General features: G+C 71.0%; 25 protein-coding genes. 7 read left to right on the top strand and 18 right to left on the bottom strand.

Annotated elements, in window-relative coordinates; translation table 11 throughout:
* Positions 1–42: 42 nt before the first annotated feature.
* From FNF32_RS15445 to FNF32_RS09255, 3 genes are all read left to right on the top strand, one after another.
* Positions 43–687, top strand: coding sequence for an I78 family peptidase inhibitor (locus tag FNF32_RS15445; protein ID WP_131673017.1), 645 nt, complete (start codon positions 43–45; stop codon positions 685–687).
* Between the two features lie 128 nt (positions 688–815).
* On the top strand, positions 816–1880 hold the full coding sequence (locus FNF32_RS09260) for a dipeptidase (RefSeq protein WP_131673016.1): 1065 nt from the start codon (positions 816–818) through the stop codon (positions 1878–1880).
* 1 nt (position 1881) lies between these two features.
* A complete protein-coding gene (locus FNF32_RS09255; RefSeq protein ID WP_131673015.1) occupies positions 1882–2856 on the top strand; it encodes an NAD(P)/FAD-dependent oxidoreductase in 975 nt (324 codons plus the stop codon).
* 45 nt (positions 2857–2901) lie between these two features.
* Here the strand turns inward: FNF32_RS09255 and fdxA are convergent, their stop codons facing one another.
* The 4 genes from fdxA to FNF32_RS09235 all read right to left on the bottom strand — a co-directional run bounded on the left by fdxA (position 2902) and on the right by FNF32_RS09235 (position 7561).
* Entirely contained in the window at positions 2902–3240 is a 339-nt protein-coding gene (gene fdxA, locus FNF32_RS09250) for a ferredoxin FdxA (RefSeq protein WP_131673014.1), read from the bottom strand.
* A gap of 83 nt (positions 3241–3323) precedes the next feature.
* Positions 3324–3644: an RNA-binding S4 domain-containing protein gene (locus FNF32_RS09245; RefSeq protein ID WP_131673013.1), complete on the bottom strand. Its 321-nt coding sequence runs from the start codon at positions 3642–3644 to the stop codon at positions 3324–3326.
* A 72-nt stretch (positions 3645–3716) separates the two neighbouring features.
* The gene (locus tag FNF32_RS09240; RefSeq protein WP_425467902.1) at positions 3717–6983 is read right to left on the bottom strand and encodes a helicase-related protein; all 3267 of its coding nucleotides are present in this window, start codon (positions 6981–6983) and stop codon (positions 3717–3719) included.
* Positions 6983–7561: a tetratricopeptide repeat protein gene (locus tag FNF32_RS09235; RefSeq protein ID WP_246087760.1), complete on the bottom strand. Its 579-nt coding sequence runs from the start codon at positions 7559–7561 to the stop codon at positions 6983–6985. The genes FNF32_RS09240 and FNF32_RS09235 overlap by 1 nt, the downstream gene beginning before the upstream one ends.
* A 78-nt stretch (positions 7562–7639) precedes the next feature.
* Here FNF32_RS09235 and FNF32_RS09230 point away from each other — a divergent pair, with 78 nt between their 5' ends.
* Complete coding sequence (locus FNF32_RS09230) at positions 7640–7927, top strand: SCP2 sterol-binding domain-containing protein (RefSeq protein WP_131673011.1); 288 nt, start codon at positions 7640–7642, stop codon at positions 7925–7927.
* A 31-nt stretch (positions 7928–7958) separates the two neighbouring features.
* Complete coding sequence (locus FNF32_RS09225; protein ID WP_131673010.1) at positions 7959–8915, top strand: alpha/beta fold hydrolase; 957 nt, start codon at positions 7959–7961, stop codon at positions 8913–8915.
* 38 nt (positions 8916–8953) lie between these two features.
* Here FNF32_RS09225 and pgi read toward each other — a convergent pair whose 3' ends face one another.
* From pgi to FNF32_RS09155, 14 genes are all read right to left on the bottom strand, one after another.
* Positions 8954–10582 carry a glucose-6-phosphate isomerase gene (pgi, locus tag FNF32_RS09220; protein WP_131673009.1) on the bottom strand — a complete coding sequence of 543 codons (1629 nt, stop codon included), beginning with the start codon at positions 10580–10582 and terminating at the stop codon, positions 8954–8956.
* Positions 10583–10596: 14 nt separating this feature from the next.
* Positions 10597–11268 (bottom strand): 6-phosphogluconolactonase, encoded by a 672-nt coding sequence (gene pgl / locus FNF32_RS09215; RefSeq protein ID WP_131673008.1) that lies wholly within the window; start codon positions 11266–11268, stop codon positions 10597–10599.
* Positions 11269–11298: 30 nt separating this feature from the next.
* Entirely contained in the window at positions 11299–12762 is a 1464-nt protein-coding gene (gene zwf, locus FNF32_RS09210) for a glucose-6-phosphate dehydrogenase (RefSeq protein WP_131673007.1), read from the bottom strand.
* 70 nt (positions 12763–12832) lie between these two features.
* Positions 12833–13372: an RSP_2648 family PIN domain-containing protein gene (locus FNF32_RS09205; RefSeq protein ID WP_131673006.1), complete on the bottom strand. Its 540-nt coding sequence runs from the start codon at positions 13370–13372 to the stop codon at positions 12833–12835.
* Entirely contained in the window at positions 13369–14592 is a 1224-nt protein-coding gene (locus tag FNF32_RS09200; protein ID WP_131673005.1) for an RSP_2647 family RNA methyltransferase, read from the bottom strand. Before FNF32_RS09200 ends, FNF32_RS09205 begins: the two co-directional genes overlap by 4 nt.
* A gap of 52 nt (positions 14593–14644) precedes the next feature.
* Complete coding sequence (locus FNF32_RS09195) at positions 14645–15439, bottom strand: class II glutamine amidotransferase (protein WP_131673004.1); 795 nt, start codon at positions 15437–15439, stop codon at positions 14645–14647.
* Between the two features lie 164 nt (positions 15440–15603).
* Entirely contained in the window at positions 15604–18270 is a 2667-nt protein-coding gene (gene alaS, locus FNF32_RS09190; RefSeq protein ID WP_131673046.1) for an alanine--tRNA ligase, read from the bottom strand.
* A 98-nt stretch (positions 18271–18368) separates the two neighbouring features.
* Positions 18369–18857, bottom strand: a complete 489-nt coding sequence (locus FNF32_RS09185; protein WP_185961911.1) for a hypothetical protein — start codon at positions 18855–18857, stop codon at positions 18369–18371.
* Positions 18858–19244, bottom strand: coding sequence for a response regulator (locus FNF32_RS09180; protein ID WP_131673002.1), 387 nt, complete (start codon positions 19242–19244; stop codon positions 18858–18860).
* 4 nt (positions 19245–19248) lie between these two features.
* The gene (locus FNF32_RS15305) at positions 19249–20103 is read right to left on the bottom strand and encodes a CheR family methyltransferase (RefSeq protein WP_185961910.1); all 855 of its coding nucleotides are present in this window, start codon (positions 20101–20103) and stop codon (positions 19249–19251) included.
* A 617-nt stretch (positions 20104–20720) separates the two neighbouring features.
* Entirely contained in the window at positions 20721–21185 is a 465-nt protein-coding gene (locus FNF32_RS09170; protein WP_131673000.1) for a chemotaxis protein CheW, read from the bottom strand.
* Between the two features lie 7 nt (positions 21186–21192).
* Positions 21193–23268, bottom strand: a complete 2076-nt coding sequence (locus FNF32_RS09165) for a chemotaxis protein CheA (protein WP_131672999.1) — start codon at positions 23266–23268, stop codon at positions 21193–21195.
* Between the two features lie 9 nt (positions 23269–23277).
* On the bottom strand, positions 23278–23646 hold the full coding sequence (locus FNF32_RS09160) for a response regulator (RefSeq protein ID WP_131672998.1): 369 nt from the start codon (positions 23644–23646) through the stop codon (positions 23278–23280).
* On the bottom strand, positions 23637–23924 hold the full coding sequence (locus FNF32_RS09155) for an STAS domain-containing protein (RefSeq protein ID WP_131672997.1): 288 nt from the start codon (positions 23922–23924) through the stop codon (positions 23637–23639). Before FNF32_RS09155 ends, FNF32_RS09160 begins: the two co-directional genes overlap by 10 nt.
* Positions 23925–24231: 307 nt before the next feature.
* On the opposite strand from FNF32_RS09155, the gene rpsB reads away from it, so the two are divergent.
* Both rpsB and tsf read left to right on the top strand, forming a co-directional pair.
* Complete coding sequence (gene rpsB, locus FNF32_RS09150; RefSeq protein WP_246087759.1) at positions 24232–25044, top strand: 30S ribosomal protein S2; 813 nt, start codon at positions 24232–24234, stop codon at positions 25042–25044.
* Between the two features lie 90 nt (positions 25045–25134).
* Entirely contained in the window at positions 25135–26013 is an 879-nt protein-coding gene (tsf, locus tag FNF32_RS09145; protein ID WP_131672996.1) for a translation elongation factor Ts, read from the top strand.
* Positions 26014–26029: the final 16 nt, after the last annotated feature.

Here is a 26029-nt window from a genome sequence, read left to right as displayed (position 1 = left end):
GCCGCGGCGCGCGTTCGGCCGGACCTCATGAAAGGATCCCCCATGCAGCGTTCGATCTTTGCCGTTGCCGTCCTTGCCGCGCCCCTGCTTGGGCCTTTGCTGGCGACCCCCGCGCTCGCATCGTCCGACGATGCCTGGGCCACCTTCCGCACGGACGTGCAGGCCGCCTGCGCGCAGATCACCGACGTCCCCGAGGGCGCGAGCGCCAGCTATGCGGTGAACCCCTTCGGCAGCGAAAGCTACGGCGCGGCGCTGGTGACGGTCACGTTGAAGGACGGGACGGCCGACCGGATGGTCTGCATCTACAACAAGCAGAACAAGACGGCCGAGATGACCGCCCCGTTCGGCGACATGCCCGAATTGCTGCAACCCGCCGCGGCGACCGGCAGCGCGGCGGACGCCGCGACGCCGCCCGCAGCGACCGCGCCGCCTGCGGCGAACTCGGACGCGCCGTCTGCCAAACCCGCCACGCCGTCCCCGACACCCGCAGGCGCGGGGACCGACAGCTGCGACGCCGACAGCTTCCGCGCCTATATCGGCAAGCCGCGAGCCGAGGTGCCGATCCCCGACGGCGCGAACGTCCGCGTCCTCACCCCCGACATGATGGTCACGATGGAACGCATGGAAGGCCGCGTGAACCTGCATGTCGGCACGGACGGGATCGTGGGCGACGTGACCTGCGGCTGACCGCTCTGGCGCGACGTCCGAGCGGAACTTGATCCGGGTCGCAGCACCGTCAAGGCATCGTCGAACTGGCCGGTTGTGTCCGCAGGATCGCGCGGGCATGGTCGGCCCGTTCCACGGGAAAGACGGGCATGATGCGGATCTTCGACGGCCATAACGACATGCTGCAGCGGCTGGTGGCGGCGGGCGCGGGCGGGAACCGCACCGGCGTCGCCGAGCTGTTCCTGAACGGCGACGCGACCGGGCATCTGGACCTGCCCCGGATGCGCGCGGGCGGCTTCGCCGGCGGCTTCTTCGCCATGTGGGTGCCCGAGCCCGACTTCGGCGACATCCGGCCCGTGCCGGCCCCCGACTGGACGCCGCCGTTCCGGCTGGACCTGCCGGCCGAGATCCCGCACGACCTGGCGCTGCCGTCCGCATTCCGGCAGGCGGCCGCGCTGTTCGCGATCGAGCGGACGGGCGAGCTGTCGATCTGCCGCAGCGCCGCTGACCTGCGCGCGACGATGGATGCGGGCCGGATCGCCGCCATCCTGCACATGGAAGGGGCCGAGGCGATCCTGGACCCCGACGCGCTTCACGCCTGGCACGCGATGGGGCTGCGATCGCTCGGCCCGGTCTGGTCGCGGCCGACCCGTTACGGCCATGGGGTTCCGTTCGCGTTCCCGTCCAGCCCCGACACCGGTGACGGGCTGACGTCCGCGGGCCACGCGCTGGTCGCCGAATGCAACGCCTTGCGGATCATGATCGACCTGTCGCACCTGAACGAAAAGGGCGTGGACGACGTCGCGCGCCTGTCCGACGCGCCGCTGGTCGCCAGCCATTCCTGCGCCCACGCCATTGCCCCAAGCTCGCGCAACCTGACCGACCGGCAGCTTCGCCAGATCGCCGACAGCAGCGGGCTGGTCGGGCTGAACTTCGCCATCGGCTTCCTGCGCCCGGACGGGCGGCGCGAGGCGGTGCCGGGGATCGACCTGATGCTGCGCCACCTGGACCACCTGCTGGGCATCCTCGGCGAAGGCGGGGTGGCGCTGGGGTCGGATTTCGACGGGGCGCTGATGCCCACGGACATCGCCGACGTGACCGGCGCCGCGCGGCTGGTTCAGGCGATGGCCGCGCATGGCTATGGCGAGGCGCTGATCGAGCGCATCGCCTGGCGGAACTGGGTGGACGTGCTGGACCGGACCTGGGGCGGCTGACATGGGGCATGGGCGGGCGGACGAGGCGGGGGGCGAGGCGGTGGACGACACCGCAAACCCCGACCGCGTCGATTGCCTGATCATCGGCGGCGGGCCTGCGGGCCTGACGGCCGCGATCTACATCGGCCGGTTCCGCCGCCGGGTGGTGCTCGTGGATGCCGACGAAGGGCGGCTCGCCATGATCCCCCGGTCGCACAACATGCCGGGCTACCCCGAGGGGGTGCGCGGCTGCGACCTGCTGGCGCAGATGCGCGCGCAAGCAGGCCGCTACGCCTGTGACCTGCGCCGGGGCGAGGTCACGGCCATCTCGCGCGACAGCGGCGGGTTCCGCGCCCGGACGACGGCAGGCCCGGTCCGCGCCCGCACCGTCCTGCTGGCGACCGGCGTCCTGAACCTGCGCCCGCCGATCGACCCGGACGTCCACGACGCGGCGGTGGCGTCGGGGCAGCTGCGCTACTGCCCGATCTGCGACGGGTTCGAACAGACGGGCCGCCGGATCGGCGTCCTGGGCCTGACCGCGCACGGGCTGGCCGAGGCGATGTTTCTGCGGAGCTACAGCGACGACGTGGTCGTGCTGGCGCTGGCCGCGCCCGATCTTAACCCCGACCTCTCCGCGCAGGCGGCCAAGGCGGGCATCGCCATCGAGGCGGTGCCGGTCAGCGCGTTCGACTTCGATGGCGGCGATGTCGGCCTGACGCTGGATGACGGACGCAGCTTGCGGGTCGAGACGCTGTATGCGGCGCTGGGATCGCGGACGCGGAACGAACTGGGTGACGGGCTGGGGTTGGACCTGTCGGGGGACGCCTGTTTCGTCACCGACGAACACCAGCGCTGTTCGGTCGCGGGCGTCTACGCGGCAGGCGACGCGGTCGAGGGGCTCGATCAGATCAGCTTCGCGATGGGCACCGGATCGCGCGCGGCGGTGGCGATCCACAACGACCTGCGGAACGCCGACGGTCAGGTGCTGGACGACTGAGCGGGCGGGCACGAACCCGCAGGGAACCGGCTCGCCAGGACGGCCTCAATCACCCTCGCCGGGCGCTTCCGAGAAGTACTTTTCCAGCTTGCCCTTCTGCCCGTCCATCTCGGCGGCGCTGGGCAGCGGGTCCTTCTTGCGGGTGATGACCGGCCATTGCTCGGAATACTTGCGGTTGAACTCGACCCAGTTTTCCATGGCCGGCTCGGTGTCCGGGCGGATCGCGTCGGCCGGGCATTCGGGTTCGCAGACGCCGCAGTCGATGCACTCATCGGGGTGAATCACCAGCGTGTTCTCACCTTCGTAGAAGCAGTCCACGGGACAGACTTCGACGCAGTCGGTGTACTTGCACATGATGCAGTTGTCAGTGACCACATAGGTCATCGCGGCGCCCCCAGATGAGTGGACCTGACCTAGACCTTGTCGCCCAAGGGTTCAAGCCGCAGGCGCGGGCCGTGCCGTCCCGTTCATTCGTCGGCCGCGGCACCGGGGTCCGGGTCCACGCCAGCGGCGGCGGGGTCCGGGGGATCGGTCAGATCCTCGAAAAGCGCCTGCGCCTCGGTCGCGGGCCCGCGCCGCTCGCCCGAGGCGACAACGCGCAGCACGCGGACCTTGCCGGGCGTGGCGGCGGTCACGACATCGCCCGGGCGCACCGTCTGGCCGGGCTTGCGGCAGGGCTGGCCGTTCAGCCGCACGCCGCCTGCGGCGATCCGGTCGGCGGCGAGGGTGCGGGTCTTGAACACGCGCGCAAAGCACAGCCAGCGGTCCAGCCGCACGGCACTGGCCACCGGGGCGGCGTCCCTGGGGGGCAGGCCTGCGCGACCCCGCGCCACGTCAGGCGAGGACCTGCTTGCGCGCCGTCACGAGCGGTTCTTCAGCGCCGCCAAGACGGCGAAGGGGTTGTCGGGGTCGATCGGCTTTTCGGCACGGGGCGGACGCGCCTCGTAGTTGCGAACCGGCTCGGGCTTGCCCTTGGGACCGCCCTTGCCGCGCGGGCCGCCATTACCGCGGTCGCCGTGGTCACCGGTACGGTCGCCCTGCCCGCCCTGATTGCGGTTGCCCTTGCCACGGTCGCCCTGATTGCGGTCGCCCTTGCCGTCGAAGCGGCGCTCGCCACCTTCACCCCGGCCCTGGCCCTGATTTTGGCCGTGCGGCTTTCCGCCACGGTTCCGCCCGCCACGATTCTGTCCGTCGCGAGGCTGTCCTTCATGCGGCTGCCCATCCGACGCCGACGCTTCCGACGCCGGCGCACCGTCGACGGTCTGCCCCCCGGCGGCGTGGGCCGGGCGGTCGCCCTGCTGGCCATGCTGGCCGTCGCGGCCGCGCAAGTTGCGGCGCGGACCCCGCGCCTCGCCCTCGCCCCCGCCGCGACGTTGCCCGCCCCGCGCGCGCGGCGCCCAGGTGAAGGTGAAGAACGCCTCGGTTTCCACCGGGGCCGCCTCTGCCCCGGCGTCCGAACGCATGTCCGCGCCCGCGTCGCCCGACCCGCCTTCCGGGGCGGCGTCCATCGCCAGCGGTCCGTCCTCGCCACCCGCCGCAGCGGCCGCTTGCGCCTCGGCCTCGGCGCGGGCGGCGGCCTCGGCCGCTTCTTCGGCCGCGCGGCGCGCCGCCTGCTCGGCTTCCCAGCGGGCGCGGGTTTCGGCCGCCAGCACGCTTTCCTCCTCGGTCAGCGGCGCGTCGGACGCGGGCGCCGCCTCGGGCGCGGGCGTGGGCTCGGGCGCGACCGGCGCCGCGCTCGACTTGGGCCGCTCGCCCGGCTCGGCCTTGTAGCCAAGGCCGCGCATCAGGTCGGCGAACTGCGTCAGCGTCATGCCGGTGATCGACAGCATGTCGGGCGTCGCCTCGAACCCCGCGCGGCTGTCCTGTCCGCGCAGAAGGTCGGCCAGCCGTTCCAGCATGTCGATGCGGATCGCGCGCTCGCCCGCCGGGTGATAGCCCGACAGCGTATAGGCGCGGCGCGGCACGTCGGGCAGGTTCGGGATCGTGACGAGGCCGGGGGGCGGGCTGCCCGGAAACTCGTCCGCGCCGTCCCACAGCGCCGTCAGCAGCAGCCGCAGCCGCGTCGGCGCGGGCTTGAGCAGCGCGGGCTGGAAGATGGTGTACTGCCCGAACCGGACCCCGTGCTTGCGCAGGCTGCCGCGCGCGTCCTGGTCCAGGTCCTTGATTTCCTGCGCCACGCCCTCGCGCGGAAGAACCCCCATCGCCTCGACCAGGCGGAAGGCCACGCCGCGGGCAAGGCCGTTCAGCGTCTCGTCGTCGCGCATGGCGATCAAGGGCTCGAACCCGGATGCGATCTTGCGGTCGATGAAGTGCTGGAGCCGGCGGCGGACCTTTTCCGCGATCTCGGGCCCGGCTTCCTCGTCGACGAAAACCTCGATCCCCGGTTTCAGCGCGTCGCCGCCCTTGACGAGCTTGCCCACCGCCGAGGCGCCCCACATCAGACCGCCCTGTTCGGTGAAGTCCAGTTCGGTGTCGGGCGCGTTGTAGAACCGGTCGGACCGCAGGTGGAACTCGGGCCGCAGCGCCTCGTAGGCGGCGCGGGTCAGCATCCGCGCCTCGTCGCCCGTGGCGGTCGGATCGGTGCGGAACCGGAAGCCTTCCAGCCGGCCGGCGAACTCGCCCTCGACCGTCACTTCGCCCTTGTCGTTCACCTCGGCCACAAGGCTCTCCTTCTGCTTGAGCCGCCGCAACAGAACGGAGGTGCGGCGGTCCACGAATCTTTGCGTCAGCGCCGCGTGCAGCGCATCCGACAGGCGATCTTCTACCGCGCGCGTCTCGCCCCGCCAATGGGCTTCGTCCCGGACCCATCCGCCCCGCTGCGCGACGTAGGTCCAGGTGCGGATATACGCCAGGCGCTTGGACAGCGCGTCGATGTCGCCCGCGGGCTTGTCGATCCGGGCCACGGCGCGCGCCAGCCAGTCGGCGGGGATGCCGCCGTCCTGGACGAAGCCGAAGATGCGCGACAGCAGCGTCGTATGCTCGACCGGCGAGATGCTGCGGAAATCGGGCACCCGGCAGACGTCCCACAGCAGGCGCACGTCCTTGGGGTGGGTCACGCGGTCGCGGATTTCCGGCAGGTCGCGCAGCACCTTGAGCGCGCGCAGGTCGTCCGCCTCGCGCCCGCGCGCCAGCCATTCGCTGCCCGAGGGCTGTTCCAGCGACTGGACCAGCCGGTCCGCGGTCCCGAACTCCAGCGACGGGTTGCGCCACATCAGGCGGCTGATCGGCTGGAAGCGGTGGTTCTCGATCGCCTCGATCAGCCCGTCTTCCAGCGGCTGCGCCTCGCCGGTGACGCCGAAGGTGCCGGGTTCGGTGTGGCGGCCCGCGCGGCCGGCGATCTGGCCCAGCTCGTGCGGGAACAAGGGCCGCATCCGGCGGCCGTCGAACTTGTGCGTGGCCTCGAACGCGACGTGGCGGATGTCGAGGTTCAGGCCCATCCCGATCGCGTCGGTGGCGACGAGGTAATCGACCTCGCCCGCCTGGTACATCGCCACCTGCGCGTTCCGCGTGCGCGGCGACAGCGCGCCCATCACGACCGCGCAGCCGCCCTTCTGGCGGCGCAGCAGTTCGGCGGTGGCATAGACGTCATCGACGCTGAAGCCCACGATGGCCGACCGCGCGGGCATCCGGCTGAGCTTTTTGGACCCGGCCCAGCTGAGGGTTGAAAACCGCTCGCGCCGCATGAACTGCGCGTTGGGGACCAGCGCGGCAATGGCCGGACGCATGGTATCGGACCCCAGCAGCAGCGTCTCGTGCAGGCCGCGCATGTTCAGCAGGCGGTCGGTGAATACGTGGCCGCGTTCCGGGTCGGCGGCCAGCTGGATCTCGTCGATGGCGACGAAATCGGCCAGCACGTCGGGCATCGCCTCGGTCGTGGCGACCCAGTAGGCGGTGCGTTCGGGGACGATCCGTTCCTCGCCCGTGACCAGCGCCACGACCGAGGGGCCGCGCGCCTTGACGATGCGGTCATAGACCTCGCGCGCCAGCAGCCGCAGCGGCAGGCCGATGACGCCGGTGCGATGCGCCAGCATCCGCTCGATCGCGTAATGCGTCTTGCCGGTGTTGGTGGGCCCGAGGACGGCCGTGACGCGGGCGCGTTCGACCGACGCGCTCATCGTGCCGGCCATCAGATCGGGGTTCCCTCGGCGGCGGCGCGCAGGCGCGCGAGCCCGTCCTCGGCCTCGACCTGATGGGGGTTGATCGACAGGCTCTGCCGATAGGCGCTGAGCGCGGCGCCCTCGCTTCCCAGTTCCTCGAGCATGGTGGCAAGCTGCGTCAGCGCGGGCCAGTAGCGCGGCTCGATCACGAGCGTGCGTTCGAGGTCGGCTGCCGCCGGGCCCATCTGGCCGTGCAGGTAGAACGCCTCGGCCCGCGCGGCCCAGCCGGGCGCGAAATCGGGCGCGTGTTCGACAAGCGCGGTCAGGTGCCCGATGGCGCCCACGGTATCCCCCGCATCCAGCGCGCCGTAGCCGCGTTTCAGCAGCAGGTCCGCCACCGGCGACCCGGAGCGGGACCATTCGCGCAGGATGTCGCTTTCGGCGGCGGCCCAGCCCTCGCCCTCAACCTGGGCGAGTTCGGCGAACAGCGCGTCCATGTCGGGGGCGGAAACCGGCGGCGACGCCGCATCCTGCGCCAACGCCGCGGCCACCGGCGACAGGGCCGCGGCGATCGACAGTGCAGTTGCCGCCACGACAGTATGGAACATTGGCAAAAGGCCGCGCATAAGGGGGATGTATCGCTTCGCAGCGGTGTTCGCCAGCGAAAGCAGAAACGGAGATTGTGAATGAGCCAGGTCATCGACGCCGCCGTCCAGCAACTGAACGCCCGCCTCGGCGGCAGCTACGACGGCACCGCCAAGTTCGTCATCACGGGTGAAGGCACCGTTTTCATCGACCAGAGCGGCGCCCGCGAAGGCGACGGCGAAGCCGACGTCACGCTGACCGCCTCGCGCGAGACGTTCGAGGGCATCATGACCGGGGCCAGCAACCCGACGATGGCCTACATGAGCGGCAAGCTGAAGATCGACGGCTCGCTGCCGGCGGCGATGAAGCTCGGCGGCGCGCTGTCCTGACCGGACGGAACCGCCCGGCCCGGTCCGCCGCGTGACCCCTGCGCCCTTTCACCTGCTGCCCGGCGATGCGCCGGCACCCGCGCAGGCCTTCTGGGCGCAGGCGGATGACGGCGTGAAGCTGCGGCTGGCCCACTGGCCGGCCGCCGGCGACCGCGACGCCGCAGGCACGATCCTGCTGTTTCCGGGCCGCACCGAATACCTTGAGAAATACGCCCGGGTCGGCCGCGAGCTTGCGGCCGAGGGGTTTCACGTCATCGCCGCCGACTGGCGCGGCCAGGGCATGTCGGACCGGCTGCAAGCCGATCCGCGCCCCGGCCACGTGGCCGACTTCGCCGATTTCCAGCGCGACGTGGTGGAAATCGTCATCGCCGCGCAGGACCTGGACCTGCCGCAGCCCTGGCACCTGCTGGCCCATTCCATGGGCGGGGCGATCGGGCTTGCGGCGCTTGTCAACGAATTGCCGGTTCGCAGCGCCGTGTTCTCGGCCCCGATGTGGGGGATCATGGCGCGGCCCGCCATGCGCCTTCTGGGAACGGGGCTGTCGCGGGTGGCGGGCAGGCTGGGCCGGTCGGGACTGCCCGCGATCGGAACCGGCGGGCGCGGCAGCTTCGTCCTGGACGGGCCGTTCCGCGACAACCTGCTGACCGAGGACGGGCTGCAATGGGGCCGGCTGGTGGCCGAGGCGGCGGCGTGGCCCGACCTGACGCTGGGCGGCGCGAGCTACGGCTGGGTCGGATCGGCCTTCGCCGAGATCGAGCGGCTGGCGGCGGTCCCCGCATCCGGCCTGCCCGACATCCCGGTTCTGGTGGCCCTTGGCGACCGCGAGAAGATCGTCGCGCCCGATGCGATCCGCGCCCGCGTGGACCGCTGGCCGGGCGCGAAGCTGATGCGGATCGACGGCGGCCGGCACGAGGCGATGTTCGAAACGCCCGAACGCCGCACCCGCTTCATGAACGCGGCACTCGCGCATTTCCACGCCAGCGCCTGAGCGGGCGCGGCGGCTGAGCGCTCGGCGTTTCTGAACGGTCAGGCGTCCGCGCCCCGCATCTCGTCCACCAGCCCGGCCAGCCGCAGCGTCGATCCGTCCTGGCCCTGCCGCGCGTCCGCATCCCCGTCGAGCAGCGGCGCGATCGCCAGCGCAAGCTCCTTGCCCAGCTCCACCCCCCACTGGTCGAAGCTGTTGATGCCCAGCACCACGCCCTCGACGAACACCCGATGCTCGTACAGCGCGATGATCGTCCCAAGCCGAAACGGCGTCAGTTTGGGATAGACCAGCGTCGTGGACGGGCGGTTGCCGGGGAACACCCGGTGGCGGGCCTGCCGGTCGAGTTCGTCGCCGCCAAGCCCCTTCGCCTGCATCAGCGCCCGCGCCTCGTCCAGCGAGCGGCCGCGCATCAGCGCCTGGCTTTGCGCAAGACAGTTGGCGAGCAGCAGCTTGTGGTGTTTGTCCAGATCGGGCTCGTGGCCCTGGGCCGCGACCATGAACTCGCACGGGACCACCTCGGTCCCCTGGTGGATCAGCTGGTAGAAGGCGTGCTGCCCGTTCGTCCCGGGCTCGCCCCAGACAACGGGACCGGACACGCGCGGCAGGTCCGCGCCGTCCATCGACACGCGCTTGCCGTTCGATTCCATCTCCAGCTGCTGCAGATAGGCCGGCAGCCGCAGCAGGCGCTGGTCGTAGGGCAGAACCGCGCGGGTCGGATAGCCGCAGACCTGATGGTGCCACAGCCCCACCAGCGCCAGCATGACCGGCATGTTCCGGTCCGGCGCGGTCTCGCGAAAGTGCGCGTCCATCGCGGCAGCGCCCGACAGGAACTCGTCGAACCGCTCGGGCCCGATCGCAATCATCAGCGACAGCCCGATCGGCCCCCAGACGGAATAGCGCCCGCCGACCCAGTCCTCGAACCCGAACACGCGGTCGGCGTCGATGCCGAACTGCGCGGTCTTGCCCAGCGCCGACGAGAGCGCGGCGAACTGGCTGGCGGGGTTCGTGACCGTCCGCCCCATCCAATCGCGCGCGGTCGCGGCGTTGGTCATCGTCTCGATGGTGGTGAAGGTCTTGGACCCCACGATCACCAGCGTGCGTTCGGGATCCAGGTCCTTCAGCGTGTCGTGCGCGTCGGCCCCGTCCACGTTCGAGATGAAATGCACCCTCGGCCCGTCGTGATAGGGCGCAAGCGCGCGCACCGCCATCGCGGGGCCAAGGTCGGACCCGCCGATGCCGATGTTCACCACGTCCGTGTAGCTGCCGCCCTGCCCGGCGATCTTGCCGTCGCGGATGCGTTCGGCAAAGCGGCGCATCCGGGCCAGCGTGTCGGCGACGCCCGGCAGCACGTCGCGGCCATCCACCACGACCGGCGCCGGGTTCTCGGCCACGACCGCCCGCAGCGCGGCGTGAAGGACGGCGCGGCCTTCGGTTTCGTTGATGCGCTCGCCCGTGAACATCGCCTCGCGCCGCGCCGGCACGTCGTGCGCGAGGTCCAGCAGCAGCTCAACGGCGCGGTCGTCCAGCGTGGTCTTGGACCAGTCCAGCACCATGCCGCAGGCTTCTGTCGAACGCTTCGCGGCGCGGTCCGGCTCGGCCGCGAACAGGGCGGCGATCGGGCGGTCGGCGTTAGCCTGCCGGTGGGCGTGAAGGTCGTTCCAGGTCGTCATCGCGTTTGTTCCCGTCATTCGGCCCAATGCACGTTCAGATCGCCCCAGAGCGCCCGCACGGGCGCTTGCGCCGGGGGCAGCTTGGCCGCCCGTTCCAGCGCCGCGCGCTTGGCCGCGCCGAAGATCATCAGATGCGGGTCCATCGCGGTTTTCAGCGCCGGACCGCTGAGCGTCAGCCGCGCCTCGGCCAGCGCCTCGGACCGGATCGCCACGACCGGCGGCGCGCCCGCGTCAAGCGCGGCGGCGGTCCCGTCGTTGTCGGGAAACAGGCTTGCGATGTGCATGTCCTCGCCCATCCCCAGCAGCAGGACGGTGATCGGCAGCGCGGGCGCAAGACGCTCGGTCGCGGCGGCGGCTTCTTCCTCGGGCGTGCCGGTGCCGGTGAACAGGTCGATGAACTGCGCCGCGGCGGCCGGGCCCTGCATCAGCTGATGCCGCACCAGCCGCGCGTTCGACCGCGCGTCGGCGGGCGGCACGCAGCGTTCGTCGCCGGGAAACACGATCACGCGGTCCCATTCCAGCTGCAGCTCGGACAGCTGCGAGAACAGCGGCGCGGGCGTGGACCCGCCGGGCAGGCACAGCGTCGCGCGGCCGTCCGAGCGCAGCGCCTGGCGCAGGCGGCCGGCGATGTCCTGGGCCAGTTGAAGCACCAGCGCCTCGCGGTCGGGATATTCGATCAGCTTCATGTCTTCCTCATTCGCCCGTGCGTGCGGGCGTCAATCGCGCATCTCGCGCCAGCGGCGCCCGTCGCGTTTCATCAGTTCGGCGGCCTCGGCCGGACCGGCCGACCCAGCATCGTAGGGCGCAGGGGCGGCAGAGGATCCCGCCCACGCCGCGACGATCGGATCGGCCCAGGCCCAGGCTGCCTCGACCTCGTCGCCGCGCATGAACAGGGTCTGGTTGCCGCGGATCACGTCCATCACCAGCCGCTCGTACGCATCGGGCAGTTCCGCCCCGTCCTCGCCCAGCGCCTCGGCAAAGGACATGTCAAGCGGGACCTGCACCAGCCGCATGCCCCCCGGCCCCGGCTCCTTGATCATCACCTTGAGGTCCATCCCTTCGTCAGGCTGAAGGCGGATCATCAACTCGTTGGCGCGCGGCGGATCGGCCGCGTCGAAGATCGAATGCGGCGGGGTGCGGAACACGACCGCGATCTCGCTGGTGCGGGCGCGCAGGCGCTTGCCGGTCCGCAGGTAGAAGGGCGTCCCCTGCCAGCGCCAGTTCGCAAGCCGCACCTTCAGCGCCACGAAGCTTTCGGTGCGGCTGTCCGGGTTCTCGACATCGGCGCCGTACCCCGCCACGTCGCCCGCGCCGCGATACTGACCGTGGATGATGTCGCCGGGGTCAACCGGCATCAGCGCGCGCAGCACCTTGAGCTTTTCGTCGCGCACGGCGTCGGGGTCGAAATGCCACGGCGGCTCCATCGCGATCATGCACAGAAGCTGCATCATGTGGTTCTGGACCATGTCGCGCATCGCGCCGGCCTGGTCGTAATAGCTGCCGCGCCCGGCGACGCCCACCGTCTCGGCCACGGTGATCTGCACGTGGTCCACGTATTGCGCGTTCCACAGCGGCTCGAACAGGATGTTGGCGAAGCGGACGGCCATCAGGTTCTGGACCGTTTCCTTGCCCAGGTAATGGTCGATCCGGTAGATCTGCGCCTCGTCGAAATGCTGGGCCAGCATCGCGTTCAGGTCGCGCGCGCTGGCAAGATCGTGGCCGAACGGCTTTTCGACGACGATGCGGATCCCCTCGCCCGCAAGGCCGTGCTGCGCCAGCCCGCGGGCCAGCGGCTCGAACAGGAACGGCGCGACCGAGAAATAGGCGGCGCGGATCACCCCGTCGCGCATCTTGTCGCGGATCGCCTGCCACGCGGGCCCGGCACCCGCCTGGTCGGTCGCGTCCAGCGCGACATAGTCCAGCCGCGCCAGGAACTCGTCCAGCTGCGGATGATCGGCCCGGCGGCTGTCGTGTTCGGCGATGGCGGCGCGGACATCGGCGCGGAACTCGTCGGCCGTCATCGCCGACCGGGCGCTGCCGATCACGCGCGCGCCGGGCGGGATCTGGCCCGCGACGAAGCGCCGGAACAAGCCTGGCATGATCTTGCGGCGGGACAGGTCGCCCGTCGCGCCGAAGATGATCAGGTCGAAATCTTCGACCGGGATGACACGCGATACCATGTGGGACCATCCTTTCGCGCTTGGGTTAGACACCGGACGAAGGGGGGCGGCAAGCCCGGGCGGACAGGGGTCAGCCCGAACGAGCCAGCGCCTTGGCCAGCCGCGGCAGCCGCGCGCGCCGCAGAAGGTCGCGCAACTCGACCGGGCCGCCGGCGCCGACGGCGCGCGCATGGACGATGCGGACGGCGTCCGCGACGGGGTCGGGCGCGGACGCGTAAAGGCCGGTCAGGAAGGCGTCGGGGTGGACCGCGCGCAGTCCCAGCGCGGCCGTCGCGCGGGCGGGAAAATCGCGCAGGTTGGCGGTGACGATCAGGTCCGCGCGGGCCGCCAGCGCGGCTTCGGCCACGTGCCGGTCGGCGGGGTCGGGCCAGTCGATCCCTTCGGCGGCGGTGCCGTCATCCGGCGCAAAGGCAGCCGGGCGGGCGGCCGTCAGCAGCGCGATCTCGGCCCCCGCCACGTCGCCCTGCCCCAGCCGCGCGGCGGCGTGACGCCATTCGGCAAGGATGCGGTGCGACCAGACCGGCTCGTAAAGCCCCGCGTCGGCGGCGAGGATCAGGATCTCGCGCAAAACCGTGGGGTAAAGGACGCAGGCGTCCAGGACCGCCTTCATCCGTCCAGCCGGAAAAACAGGGACTTGAGATAGCCGCTTTCCGCGAGCTGCGGCAGGATCGGGTGGTCGGGCCCGGCAAAGCCCGTGTGGACCAGCTGCATCCGCCGTCCGCCACGGCCGATGCCGCGCGCGCTCGCGTTGCGGAACGCCGTCAGGTCGGCCGCGTGGCTGCACGAGCACAGGACGAGATAGCCCCCCGGCGCGACCAACGGCGCGGCAAGGCGCGCGACCCGTTCATAGGCGCGCAAGCCCGCCTCCAACGCCGGTTTGGCGGGGGCAAAGGCGGGCGGATCGCAGACCACGAGGTCGAAGCGCGCGCCCTCGGCGCCCAGCGCCTCCATCTGCTGGAAGGCATCGCCCTGGCGCGTGGTGACGCGGTCGGCCGCGCCCATCGCGCGAGCGCCCCCCGCCGCAAGCTCCAGCGCCGCCGCCGATCCATCGACGAGCGTGGCCTGCGCGGCGCCCGCCGCCAGCGCGGCAAGGCCGAAGCCGCCGACATGGGAAAACACGTCGAGGACATGCCCCCCACGTCCCAGACGGGCCGCAAAGGCGTGGTTCGGGCGCTGGTCGAAGAACAGCCCCGTTTTCTGCCCGCCGATCAGGTCGGCAAGGTAGATCGCCCCGTTCATCGGCACCTCGACCGGACCGCCGAGCGCGCCGCGCAGAACCTCGGTGCGGTCCTGCAACCCTTCCAGCCCGCGCGCCCGGCCGCTGCCGTTCATCACCACGGTGGACACGCCGGTGACATCGACCAGCGCCTGCGCGAGGTCGTCGATCATGGCGTCGGCCCAGGCCGCGTTCGGCTGGATCACGGCGGCGTCGCCGAAGCGGTCGATGATGGTGCCGGGCAGCCCGTCGGATTCCGCGTGGACCAGGCGGTAGAGCGGCGCGTCGAACAGCCGCTCGCGCAGCGCCAGCGCGCGGGACAGCCGCGCGGCGAGCCAGTCGCGGTCGATCACCGCGTCCGCCCGCGGGTCCATCATCCGGGCGACGATTTTGGAGTTCGGGTTGACGGTGACAACGCCGAGCGGTTGGCGCTCGGCATCCTCCAGCACCGCCATCGCGCCGGCCGGGATCGCGCGGGTGCGGCGGTCCACCACCAATTCGTCGGCGAACACCCACGGGAACCCGTGCCGGATCGCGCGGGCGTTCGCCTTGGGGCGCAGGCGGACGACGGGCAGGCCGGCGACGGCTTCGGTGGGGTCGGGGGCGTCGGTCATGGCGGCAGTCCTTTTGCCCGCCGCTGTGCCACGCGGGGGCGGTGCCGACAAGTCAGGCCGCCGCACGCTCCGCCACGGGCCGGAACGGCCGGATCGCGACCTCCTGCCCGTCGAACACGCAGAACGACCCCGGCGGCACTTCGAGCCAGCCGGGCTCGTCCGCCTCGAGCGGTTCGGATACGACCGCAAAGCCCGAGCGTGACGGCGACCAGCGGTAATAAAGCGAGGGCGCCTGATCGTCGCTGGCGTAGCGCACCGCGTAAAGCCGCCGCCCGTCCGAGAACGCGGCCGTCAGCCGAACGTGGGGCAGCGTGCCGCGCGCCTCGGCCAGCGCCTGGAACCGCAGCGTGGCCCGTTCCATCGCGCCCGCGGGATCGGCCGCCATCCCCTCGCCCAGCGCGGCAAGAAACAGCGCCTCGCTGTCGGTCGCACCCTTGCGGTGGGCGTAAAGATCGTCGGGGATCAGCGCCTCGGCCGCGCGCCGCCAGCCGTCATAGCCGCCGAACTGGCCGTTATGCATGAAGGACCAGCGCCCGACCGCGAAGGGATGGCAGTTGTTGCGGCTGGTCGCGGTCCCGGTGGAGGCGCGGACATGGGCCATGAACAGGCGCGACTTGACGGTCGCGGTCAGGCTGCGAAGGTTCGGGTCGGACCAGGCGGGCAGCACGTCGCGGTAAAGCCCCGGATCGTAGCGGTCGCCGTACCAGGCAAGGCCGAAGCCGTCCGCGTTCACCGGGGTATGGCAGCGGATCGCGGACAGGCTTTGCCGGACGAGCGAATGCGCCGGCAGGCTGACGATCTCCTCGAGATAGATCGGCTCACCGATGTAAGCCGCCCAGCGACACATGTCCCCTGCCCCGTTTCTTGCTTCTTTGATCGGGGTCTAGCACGAAAACCGGCCGATTTCACCGGCATTGTGCCGGGCCGGGGCAAAGCCGCGATCACATCGCCGCGCGCGGGGCCGGTGGGCCGGGCGGGGCCGCGCGTTATGGCGCGGCACCGCCGGTCGGATCAGGACTTGGCGGCGATCAGCGCCTCGACCGCCGCGATGGCGGCGTCGGCGGCGTCAAGCGACGGCGCGCCGCCCTGCGCCCGGTCGGGACGGCCGCCGCCGCCCTTGCCGCCAAGCGCCTGCACCGCCGCCTGCACGATCTCGACCGCGCTCAGCCGGTCCACCAGATCGGGCGACACCGTCGCCGCGACCGTGGCCTTGCCGCCGTCATCCGACAGCGCCAGCACCGCGCCGGGCGCGGACAGCTGCCCCCGCATCTGGTCGGCGAGCGTGCCCAGGTCCTTGCCCGAGACGCCCGACAGCTGGCGCGCGACGAACTTGATCCCGCCCAGGTCCTTTTCGGCCACCTCGGCCGCGCCCGCGCCGCCCATCGCCAGCTCGCGCCGCAGCTGCGCGACCTCGTTCGCCAGCGCCTTGCGCTCGTCCGCCAGCGCCTTCACCCGGCCGACCACGTCGCCCGCCTGCGCCTTCAGCAGGCCGCCGATCTCGCTCAGCTGCCGCTCCGCGCCGCGCAGGTGGTCAAGCGCCGCCTGCCCCGTCAGCGCCTCGATCCGGCGCACGCCCGCGCTCGACGCGCTGTCGCCCAGCAGGACAAAGGCGCCGATGTCGCCGGTGCGGTCGACATGGGTGCCGCCGCACAGTTCGATCGAATAGACGTCGCGGCTGGCGCCCTTGTCCGACCCGGCCTTGCGGCCCATCGACACGACCCGCACCTCGTCGCCGTATTTCTCGCCAAACAGCGCCTGCGCGCCCATCGCGCGAGCGTCGTCGGGCGACATGACGCGCGTTTCGACCGGCGTGTTCTGGCGGATGACCCCGTTCACCTCGGCCTCGACCTGCGCCAGCTCCTCGGCCGACAGCGCCTTGCCGTGGCTGAAGTCGAACCGCAGCCGGTCCTCGGCGTTCAGCGACCCCTTCTGCGCGACATGCGCGCCCAGCGCCGCCCGCAGCGCCTCGTTCAGAAGGTGGGTGGCCGAGTGATTGGACTGGATCGCCCCGCGCCGCGCGGCATCGACCGACAGGACCGCGCCCTGCCCGCGTCCGATCCGGCCCTGCGTGACCTCGGCCATGTGGATGAAGAGGTTCCCGGACTTGCGGGTGTCGGTCACGCGGGCCGCCCCGGTCTCGGTCTTGATGAGGCCGCGATCGCCCACCTGCCCGCCGCTTTCGGCGTAGAACGGCGACTGGTTCACGACGATCCCGACCTGCTGGCCCTCGGTCGCTGCTTCGACCTCGGCCCCGTCGATCACCAGCGACAGGATCGCGCCCTCGGCCTCGTCGGCGTCATAGCCCAGGAACTCGGTCGCGCCGTGGCGGTCGGCCAGGTCGAACCAGATCGCGGCATCGCGCGTCTCGCCCGAGCCGGACCACGCGGCGCGCGCCTTGGCCTTCTGTTCGGCCATCGCGCTGTCGAAGCCCGCGACCTCGACCCCGCGCCCCTGCTCGCGCAGCGCGTCCTGCGTCAGGTCCAGCGGAAAGCCGTAAGTGTCGTAAAGCCTGAACGCCGTCTCGCCGGGCAGGTCCGCGCCCGCGGGCAGGCGCGCGACCTCGTCGCCCAGCAGCCGCAGGCCGCGGTCGAGCGTCTGGCGGAAACGCGCCTCTTCGCCCCGCAGCGTCTCTTCGATCATCGCCTGCCCGCGGGTGAGTTCGGGATAAGCCGCGCCCATCTGGCGCACCAGCGCGGGCACCAGCTTGTGCATCACCGGGTCCTCGGCCCCCAGCATGTGCGCGTGGCGCATCGCGCGGCGCATGATCCGGCGCAGGACGTAGCCGCGCCCCTCATTCGACGGCATTACCCCGTCCGCGATCAGGAAGCTGGTCGAACGCAGGTGGTCGGCGATCACGCGGTGGTGGATCTTGCCCGGGCCGTCGGGGTCGCTGTGGGTCGCGTGGGCCGACGCCTCGATCAGCGCGCGCATCAGGTCGGTGTCGTAGTTGTCGTGCTTGCCCTGCAAGAGCGCGCCGATCCGTTCCAGCCCCATGCCGGTGTCGATCGACGGGTTAGGCAGCGGCTTCATCGCGCCGTCCTCGAACTGCTCGAACTGCATGAAGACGAGGTTCCAGATCTCGATGAAGCGGTCGCCGTCCTCGTCCGCGCTGCCGGGCGGGCCGCCCCAGACGCCGTCGCCGTGGTCGTAGAAGATTTCGGTGCAGGGGCCGCACGGGCCGGTCGGGCCCATCCGCCAGAAGTTGTCGTCGGTCGCGATGCGGATGATGCGGTCGTCGCCAAGCCCCGCGACCTTCTTCCAGATCGCCGCCGCCTCGTCGTCGGTGTGATAGACGGTGACCAGCAGCTTGTCTTTAGCGATGCCGAAGTCCCTGGTCAGCAGCTCCCACGCGTAGGGAATCGCCTGTTCCTTGAAGTAGTCGCCGAAGCTGAAGTTGCCCAGCATCTCGAAGAAGGTGTGGTGCCGCGCGGTGTAGCCCACGTTGTCCAAATCGTTGTGCTTGCCGCCCGCGCGCACGCATTTCTGCGCGCTCGTCGCACGGACGTAGTCGCGCTTTTCGACCCCGGTGAACAGGTTCTTGAACTGCACCATGCCGGAGTTCGCGAACATCAGCGTGGGGTCGTTCCGCGGCACCAGGGATGAGCTGTCCACCCGGGCGTGCCCGTTCCGTTCGTAGAAATCGAGGAAGGTCGAGCGGATGTCGTTCAAACTGGGCATCGGGAAGCTTTCCGGCTGGGCGAGAGGCAGTCCCAGCACATAAGCACGTGCCCTGCCGGGGTAAAGCCGCAAGCGCGGCGGGGGTGTGCAGGGGGCGCTCAGTCGAAAAGATGAAGAACGCCGGGCGCGTCCCGGTCTGAGGCGTTCGGCACGGGGTCCGGCCCCGCGCTTGGCGGATCGGTGGGGACGGCACCAAGGCGGTCCGACAGCCGCGCCGCAAGCGAGTGCATCGTCACGCCCGCCAGCGCGCCATGGATCCCGGCGGAGGGTCCGCCGGTGCGGGCCGGCGCATCACCGTCATATGCGGCCCCGGCCCGGCCCGCCGCCACGCACAGCCGCCCGAGTTCCGCGGCCGTCTGCGTCAGGCGGTCCAGGTCCTGCAGGGCGATCACGATGCCTGGCACGGCAGCCCCGCCGGGCAGGTCTGCCTGCGTCGTTCCGGGCAGGTCGCCGGACGCTTTCCCAAGATCGCCGCCGTCGCAGAACGCCGCCGACAGCGCCACTTGCAGGCGCAGCAGGTCGGCGGCCATCGCGGACAGCTCGCCCCCGACCGCCGTCATCAGCGAAGCCTCCGCCGCGCCGTCCATTCAGAACCGGCCCACGACCGCCTCAAGGCAGGCCTTCAGTTCCGGGGTGGTGAACGGCTTGCGGATGAAGTTGTTCATGCCCAGCGTCTTGCCGCGCTCGATCAGGTCCGGCTCGGCGCGGCCCGTGACCAGCACGAAGCCCACGCCCCGCGTCCGCGCGTCGCCGCGCAGCGACTGAAGAAGCTGCAGCCCGTCCATTCCCGGCATGAAATAGTCCGACAGGACCAGATGCACCGGCTTGCCGGCAAGCTTCGCCAGCGCCTCGTGCCCGTCGGCGGCGTGCTGGATGTTGCGGATGCCCATGCTGTCCAGCGCCTGCAGCATCAGCCCGCGGCTCGTCGCCGTGTCGTCCACCACCATGACGTGGAGGAGGTCCTTGATGCTCATACTCTCATCCTCTTGCCGCGGCTGGATCCACGGACTGGTAGACGGTGGGCCCGACCGGCCTCAGCCGCGCCTGCAGCGCCTTCGGCGCCTGCTCGGAATGGCCCACGACCAGCCACCCGCCGGGGCGCAGGTGGTAAAGAAACTTCTCCCACAGCAGAAGCTGCGCGGCCGCATCGAAATAGATGATCACGTTGCGGCAGAAGATCACGTCGAACTGCCCCGACAGGTCCCAGCGGCCATGCAGGTTCATGGGCCGGAACTCGACCTTGCCGCGCAGCCCGGGGCGGGCGCGGACCCCGCCCGCTGCGTCCTGGAACCACGCCTCGCGCAGCGCGGGCGGGATCGACCCGGCTTCGGCCTGCGAATATTCGCCCCGCTCCGCCCGGGCGAGGACGGCGTGGTCGATGTCGGTGGCGAGGATCCGCAGCGGCGGCGCGTCGGCCCAGGACAGCGCCGGCGGCGACAAGGCCATGGCGATGGAATAGGGTTCCTGTCCGCTGGAACAGCCCGCCGACCAGATGTCGAGTGGGGTGTCGATGTCCCCGCTCCACCCCGGCGCGACCACGCCGCGCAAAAAATCGAAATGATGCGCCTCGCGGAAAAACTGGGTGACGTTGGTGGTGAGCGCGGTCACGAGATCGGGGATCAGCTCCGCGCCCGGCGGCCCCTCGAGCATCCGTACGTACGCGTCCAGATCGTCGCAGCCCGCGCGCGCCACACGCTTGCCGACCCGGGCGAGGATCATGTTGCTGTTGTCGGCCCCCAGCACGATCCCCGCCTCCCGGTAGATGATGCGGGCGATGCGGGCGCACAGGTCGTCGTCAACTTGTCGGGGGCGCAGGGCGGCGATGGGGGGCACGTTGGTCGGGTTCGCGGCTGAGGGGACGGGCGGGGCGGCAGGCGGAAACGGGTGCGGTCGGGCGGCGATCGCGCCGGGTCGCGCGTCGGCGTCGCAGCCGGAAACGGCGTCCGGCGGGGGCGGGTTGCCGGTGTTGACAATTCGATACGAAGAAGCTTCCCGAGCCGCCGGAATGGACGGCGCGCGGGTGGGTCGGTTGCCGGCCGCCCGGAACGACAGCGCGGCGGCAGCGATGTCCGTGCGGCCGGGCGACGTGGTGGTCGCCCGTGCCGACGAGGACGTAGGCCCATCGAGCCGGTGTTGCGATATCTCGCCCGAAACGGAAGCGGGATGCAGCCGGCGGAGATCACCCCGCGCCTCATCCGCAGGGCACCCGTTCAAGGAAACCGCGGCGGCCTGCCCCGCCGACCTGCCGTGGTCGTGGCAGGCGGCACCAAACCGGTCACCCGGCTCTTCTTCGTCATCGTGCCGTGCCGCTTGGGGCACCATGCCGGCCGCGCGCCCCCGGAACCGCGCGAACCCGGGGCGCGGCACCCCGGCTCGCGCGTTGGTCTGTCGATCCGCCTCCGGCACGGGTTCAGCCGGGGCGGCACCCGGTTCGGGCGGGCCGCTGCGGATCATGCCGCGTCAGCCGACTGGCGCGGCAGCACCGCGCCAAGGTCCAGGACGCGGATCAGGCGGTCGTCGACCAGCGTCAGCGCGCTGATGCACATCGCGGCCCGGCTGTCGCCCAGGTCCGGCGGCGGCTGGAAGTCGTCATGCGCGATCGACAGAATGTCGGACACCGCATCGACCAGCAGACCGACGGTATGCCCGTTCACCGCCACGACGATGATGACGTTGCGCTCGTCGCCCGCGACCGCGTCCATGCCCAGCCGGACGGCCAGGTCGATCACGGGCAGGATCGTGCCCCGCAGGTTGATGACGCCCTTCACGTGGCCGGGGGCGAAGGGCAGCGGGGTGGCGCGGGTCCAGCCCCGGATCTCGCGCACCGACATGATGTCGACGCAGTATTCCTGGTCGCCAAGGCGAAACGCCAGAAGCTCGGTGGCGCCTTGGGATTGTGCTGAGTGCTCGGTCATGGCCGGATCATCCTGCAAGGGAAACTGGGGCGGGCGCGGGCGCGCGCGCGCCCGCCATGAGGTCGGAGGGGTCGAGGATCAGCGCCACCTGCCCGTCGCCCAGGATCGTCGCCGCCGCAACGCCGGGGGTGCGGCCGTACTGCCGGCTCAGCCCCTTGATGACGACCTGCCGCTGGTCGAGGATCGCATCGACCACCAGCGCCGCCCGGCTGCCGTCGTCCTGCGCGGTCAGGATCACGATCTGGTCGCGTTCCGAGCCGCGCGCGGGCCGGAAGCCCAGCTGCGCGCCCAGGTCGAACAGCGGCAACAGCCGGCCCCGGACGTGCAGAAGCTCGGTCGATCCGCCGACGCGGCGGATGTTCTCGGGCGACAGCAGCACGGTTTCCATGATCGCCGACAAGGGCACCACCACTGTCTGGTCCGCGACCCGGACCACCATCCCGTCCAGCACCGCGAGCGTCAGCGGCAGGGAAATCGAAAAGCGCGTTCCCCGCCCCGGCTCGGCCTGGATCGAGATCCGGCCGCCAAGCCCGGAAATCGCGCTTTTCACCACGTCGAGCCCGACCCCGCGCCCCGAATAGGACGACACCGCGGCGGCGGTCGTGAAGCCGGGCAGGAACAGCAGGTTGTCGATCTCGGCCTCGGTCGGCTGCGCGTCGGGCGCGATCAGCCCGCGCGCGACGGCGGTGCGGCGGACCCGGTCGCGGTCGATCCCGGCCCCGTCGTCGGCGATCTCGACCATCACCCGCCCCGCGCGGTGCGAGGCGGTCAGCGTGACCGTTCCCTGCGCGGGCTTGCCCGCGGCCAGCCGGACCTCGGGCGGCTCGATCCCGTGATCCACGGCGTTGCGGATCATGTGGGTCAAGGGGTCCGACAGGCGCTCGATCACGGTCTTGTCGATCTCGGTCGCCTCGCCCTCGGTCAAGAGCCGCACGGTCTTGCCGACGGCGAGCGAGGTTTCCCGCACGATCCGCGCCATGCGCTGGAAAAGCGGCTTCACCGGCTGCGCGCGGATCATCATCACGCTGTCCTGGATGTCGCGGGTGAGCACCTGGAACGCTTCCAGCCCGCCGCTGACCGCCCCGTGCTCGGCGATCCCGGCTTCGGACACGCTTTGCGCGAGCATGGCGTGGCTGATGACCAGCTCGCCCACCAGGTTGACCAGCCGGTCCACCCGGTCAAGATCCACGCGGACCGTCGCGGGAAGCCATTCGGCCTCGGGGCGGGGGTCCGGCTTTGGCCGGTCCGGCGGCAGATGCTCGGCAGTTTCGGCCGGATCGGAAGCGGGCTGGTCCGACACGCCTGCCGTCTCGACCGCCCCTGTCGGCGCCGGTGCGCGGCGGATGCTGAGGTCCGACACGTCGGTGACGAAATCGAACGCCTCGTGCAGGTCGACCTCGGGCACGTCGCCGGCCAGCTCGATCTCCCATGTCAGGCGCGGCTCCTCGGCCGCCTCGACCGACAGCGCGAGGTCGGGGGGCGCGATGCAGGTCACCCGCGCCTGACCCAGCGCGGCGAGGCTGCGCAGGATCAGAAGCGGCTCGTTCCCCGAGGCATAAAGCCCGTGCCGGGGGGTAAACCGGATCTGCCACGGGACCGTCCCGTTCAATGCCTGCTGGTCTTCGGCCAGCCCGGCGAAGCCGAGATCAATGAGCATCGGCGTGAAATCGACCGCGCCCGCGCCCTGCGGCGCCCGCGTCAGCGGCAGCGCCTCAAGCGCGTGCAGCACCGCATCGGCGCCGTCGGGCGGAGGCGCGTCGGACCGCGCGGCGCGGACATGGTCGTGCAGCAGGTCGGCGCCCTGGAAGAACAGCCGGATCGCCTGGGCGTCGGCCCTCAGCCGCCTGCTTCGCAGATCGTCCAGCACCGTCTCGAACCGGTGGGCGAAATCGACGAGGTCGCCCAGGCCGAACGCCCCCGCGCCGCCCTTGATCGAATGGACCGCGCGGAAGACGACGTTCACCGTCTCGTCGTCGCCCGTGCCCCGATCCATCTGCTCGAGCGCGTCGTGCAGGCTTTCGACAAGCTCCTCGCATTCCTCGAAGAACGAGGCGCGGATGGCGTTGATCGCGTCGTCAGACATGATGCCCCCTCAACCCGCGACCAGGCGCAGCGACCGGATCAGCCGGCCCGGATCGAACGGCTTGACGATCCAGCCGGTGGCCCCGGCGGTGCGGGCCCGCGCCCGCAGCTCGGGCGCGCTTTCGGTCGTCAGCACCAGGATCGGAACCGCCCGGAGATGCTCGATCCCGCGCACGGCACGGATGAAGCCGAACCCGTCCAGCCGCGGCATGTTGATGTCCGAGATGATGGCGTCGGGCCGGTCCATCTGCTCCAGAAGCTGCAGCCCGTGCAGCCCGTCGTCGGCCGTGGTGACCATCATGCCCGCCGACACCAGCGTGATGCGCAGCGTGTCGCGGATGGTGCGGCTGTCGTCCACCGCGAGGATGTTCAGCGACATGTCGCATCCCCCGCATCGGGCAGGTCGCCCTCGGCGACCCCGAACAGGCGGACGGCGTCGTCGAACGCCACCGAGCGCGGCGCGACCGTCAGGCACAGCCCCTCGGCCCGCCACCGCCGCGTCGCGGCGATCAGCAGCTGCAGCGCAAGGCCGCCCAGATGCGCCACCCGGCCCGCGTCGATCGCCAGGTCCTCGCCCTCGTTGGCAATCAGGTCGCGCGCCAGCGGCCGCGCCGCGGGCAGGTCCAGCCGTTCCGCCAGCACCAGCGTCGCCGTCATCGGACGCGCGCCGTGTGACGCGCCTGAAGGAGCGCCTGAATTTGCATGTCCCGGTCCCCCGCTGCACAAGCCGTCCCGCCCTTCTGACGCAGGCGGGTTAAGTTTCGGTTGAAGGGCGGCCGCCCGCACCTCGATTGCCGCTAAAATGCCGCCCTTCCTGCGCTTGCGCCCCGGCGGCAGTTGCGCTATGGCGCACGCACTTCACAGGCAGGGGCGGGCCTTCGGCGGGAGAAATCCGTCGCGGGTCCACCGGTTGGGGCGCTCACCACGCCCTGAATCCCCTGCCAAGGCGCAAACCGGAAAGGACATGGACATGGCGCTTCCCGATTTCTCCATGCGTCAGCTGCTTGAAGCTGGCGTTCACTACGGTCACCAGACGCAGCGCTGGAACCCGCGGATGGCCGAATACATCTACGGCGACCGCAACGGCATCCACATTCTCGACCTGACGCAGACCGTGCCCATGCTGGACGCGGCGCTGCAGGTCGTGCGCGACACCGTCGCCAAGGGCGGGCGCGTCCTGTTCGTCGGCACCAAGCGCCAGGCGCAGCGCGCCGTCGCCGAAGCCGCCGAGAAATCCGCGCAATTCTACATGAACCACCGCTGGCTCGGCGGCACGCTGACCAACTGGAAAACCGTTTCGCAGTCGATCCAGCGCCTCAAGCAGATCGACGAGGCGATGGACCAGGGCGCCGAGGGCCTGACCAAGAAAGAACGTCTGGGCATGGAGCGCGAGCAGGCCAAGCTGCAGGCGAGCCTGGGCGGGATCCGCGACATGGGCGGCCTGCCGGACCTTCTGTTCGTCATCGACGTGACCAAGGAAGACCTCGCGGTGCTGGAAGCCAACAAGCTGGGCATCCCGGTTGTGGCGATCGTCGACACCAACGCCTCGCCCAAGGGCGTGGACTACGTCATCCCGGGCAACGACGACGCGGCGCGCGCGATCGCGCTTTACTGCGATCTCGCGGCACGCGCGGCGCTCGACGGCATGTCGGCGCAGATGGGTGCGGCGGGCGTCGACCTTGGCGCGCTGACCGACGCGCCGGCCGAGGATCTGGACGATCTGGCCGACGCCGAGCCCGCCGACGCCACCGAAGCGACCGAAGGCGCCTCGGCCTGACCCGCTGGGGATGACGCCCGGCGTCATCCAAACGTCATCGGGCGGGGCTAAGTCCCGCCCGTCCCACACCGATATTCAGGAGAGTGATCCATGGCCGTTACCGCCGCGATGGTGAAGGAACTGCGCGAATCCACTGGCGCAGGCATGATGGACGCCAAGAAGGCGCTGACCGAAACAAACGGCGACATGGAAGCCGCGGTCGACTGGCTGCGGACCAAGGGCCTGGCGAAGGCCGCCAAGAAATCGGGCCGCGTCGCGGCCGAGGGGCTGGTCGCGGTCGCCGTCAAGGACGGCAAGGGCATCGCGGTCGAGGTGAACTCGGAAACCGACTTCGTCGCCAAGAACGTCGACTTCCAGAACATGGTCCGCAGCATCGCCGAAGCGGCGCTGGACGTGGACTCGGTCGAGGCGCTGAACGACGCCCCGGTCGGCGGCAAGCCGGTCTCGGAAGTCCTGACCGACGCGATCGCCCGCATCGGCGAGAACATGTCGCTGCGCCGCATGGTCGCGGTCAGCGGCGACCAGGTGGTGAGCTACGTCCACAACGCGGCCGCCGAGGGCATGGGCAAGATCGGCGTGCTGGTCGCGCTGAAGGGCGACAACACCGAGATCGGGCGCCAGATTGCGATGCACATCGCGGCGACCAACCCGGCCTCGCTGTCGCAGGACGATCTGGACCCGTCGCTGATCGAGCGCGAGAAGTCGGTCCTGACCGAGCAGGCGCGCGAGTCGGGCAAGCCGGACGCGGTGATCGAGAAGATGATCGTCGGCCGGATGGCGAAGTTCTTCGAGGAAGTGACGCTTCTGGGCCAGAAGTTCGTCATCAACCCCGACCTGACCGTCGCCGAAGCCGCAAAGCAGGCGGGCGTCGAGGTCGTGGGCTATGCCCGCGTCGAGGTCGGCGAGGGCATCGAGAAGAAGCAGGAAGATTTCGCCGCGGAAGTGGCCAAGACGCTCAGCGGCGCCTGATCGGCCGCTGTGGTTG

Source organism: Paracoccus marinus (genome assembly GCF_007018965.1).
Lineage (GTDB): Bacteria > Pseudomonadota > Alphaproteobacteria > Rhodobacterales > Rhodobacteraceae > Paracoccus > Paracoccus marinus.
This window is presented reverse-complemented; position numbering and strand designations above follow the sequence as displayed.

What these genes read in the sequence shown, in the direction of transcription:
- FNF32_RS09180 (WP_131673002.1), bottom strand. Translation starts at nt 19,244, where the DNA reads ATGAGCATCAAGGACCTCCTCCACGTCATGGTGGTGGACGACACGGCG.
- FNF32_RS09170 (WP_131673000.1), bottom strand. Translation starts at nt 21,185, where the DNA reads ATGACCGAGCACTCAGCACAATCCCAAGGCGCCACCGAGCTTCTGGCG.
- FNF32_RS09165 (WP_131672999.1), bottom strand. Translation starts at nt 23,268, where the DNA reads ATGTCTGACGACGCGATCAACGCCATCCGCGCCTCGTTCTTCGAGGAA.
- FNF32_RS09155 (WP_131672997.1), bottom strand. Translation starts at nt 23,924, where the DNA reads ATGACGGCGACGCTGGTGCTGGCGGAACGGCTGGACCTGCCCGCGGCG.
- FNF32_RS09260 (WP_131673016.1), top strand. Translation starts at nt 816, where the DNA reads ATGATGCGGATCTTCGACGGCCATAACGACATGCTGCAGCGGCTGGTG.
- FNF32_RS09205 (WP_131673006.1), bottom strand. Translation starts at nt 13,372, where the DNA reads ATGAAGGCGGTCCTGGACGCCTGCGTCCTTTACCCCACGGTTTTGCGC.
- zwf (WP_131673007.1), bottom strand. Translation starts at nt 12,762, where the DNA reads ATGGTATCGCGTGTCATCCCGGTCGAAGATTTCGACCTGATCATCTTC.
- rpsB (WP_246087759.1), top strand. Translation starts at nt 24,232, where the DNA reads ATGGACATGGCGCTTCCCGATTTCTCCATGCGTCAGCTGCTTGAAGCT.
- FNF32_RS09255 (WP_131673015.1), top strand. Translation starts at nt 1,882, where the DNA reads ATGGGGCATGGGCGGGCGGACGAGGCGGGGGGCGAGGCGGTGGACGAC.
- FNF32_RS09160 (WP_131672998.1), bottom strand. Translation starts at nt 23,646, where the DNA reads ATGTCGCTGAACATCCTCGCGGTGGACGACAGCCGCACCATCCGCGAC.
- pgi (WP_131673009.1), bottom strand. Translation starts at nt 10,582, where the DNA reads ATGACGACCTGGAACGACCTTCACGCCCACCGGCAGGCTAACGCCGAC.
- FNF32_RS09195 (WP_131673004.1), bottom strand. Translation starts at nt 15,439, where the DNA reads ATGTGTCGCTGGGCGGCTTACATCGGTGAGCCGATCTATCTCGAGGAG.
- FNF32_RS15445 (WP_131673017.1), top strand. Translation starts at nt 43, where the DNA reads ATGCAGCGTTCGATCTTTGCCGTTGCCGTCCTTGCCGCGCCCCTGCTT.
- FNF32_RS09240 (WP_425467902.1), bottom strand. Translation starts at nt 6,983, where the DNA reads ATGGCCGGCACGATGAGCGCGTCGGTCGAACGCGCCCGCGTCACGGCC.
- FNF32_RS09230 (WP_131673011.1), top strand. Translation starts at nt 7,640, where the DNA reads ATGAGCCAGGTCATCGACGCCGCCGTCCAGCAACTGAACGCCCGCCTC.
- FNF32_RS09235 (WP_246087760.1), bottom strand. Translation starts at nt 7,561, where the DNA reads ATGTTCCATACTGTCGTGGCGGCAACTGCACTGTCGATCGCCGCGGCC.
- alaS (WP_131673046.1), bottom strand. Translation starts at nt 18,270, where the DNA reads ATGCCCAGTTTGAACGACATCCGCTCGACCTTCCTCGATTTCTACGAA.
- tsf (WP_131672996.1), top strand. Translation starts at nt 25,135, where the DNA reads ATGGCCGTTACCGCCGCGATGGTGAAGGAACTGCGCGAATCCACTGGC.
- fdxA (WP_131673014.1), bottom strand. Translation starts at nt 3,240, where the DNA reads ATGACCTATGTGGTCACTGACAACTGCATCATGTGCAAGTACACCGAC.
- pgl (WP_131673008.1), bottom strand. Translation starts at nt 11,268, where the DNA reads ATGAAGCTGATCGAATATCCCGACCGCGAGGCGCTGGTGCTTCAACTG.
- FNF32_RS09185 (WP_185961911.1), bottom strand. Translation starts at nt 18,857, where the DNA reads ATGGACGGCGCGGCGGAGGCTTCGCTGATGACGGCGGTCGGGGGCGAG.
- FNF32_RS09200 (WP_131673005.1), bottom strand. Translation starts at nt 14,592, where the DNA reads ATGACCGACGCCCCCGACCCCACCGAAGCCGTCGCCGGCCTGCCCGTC.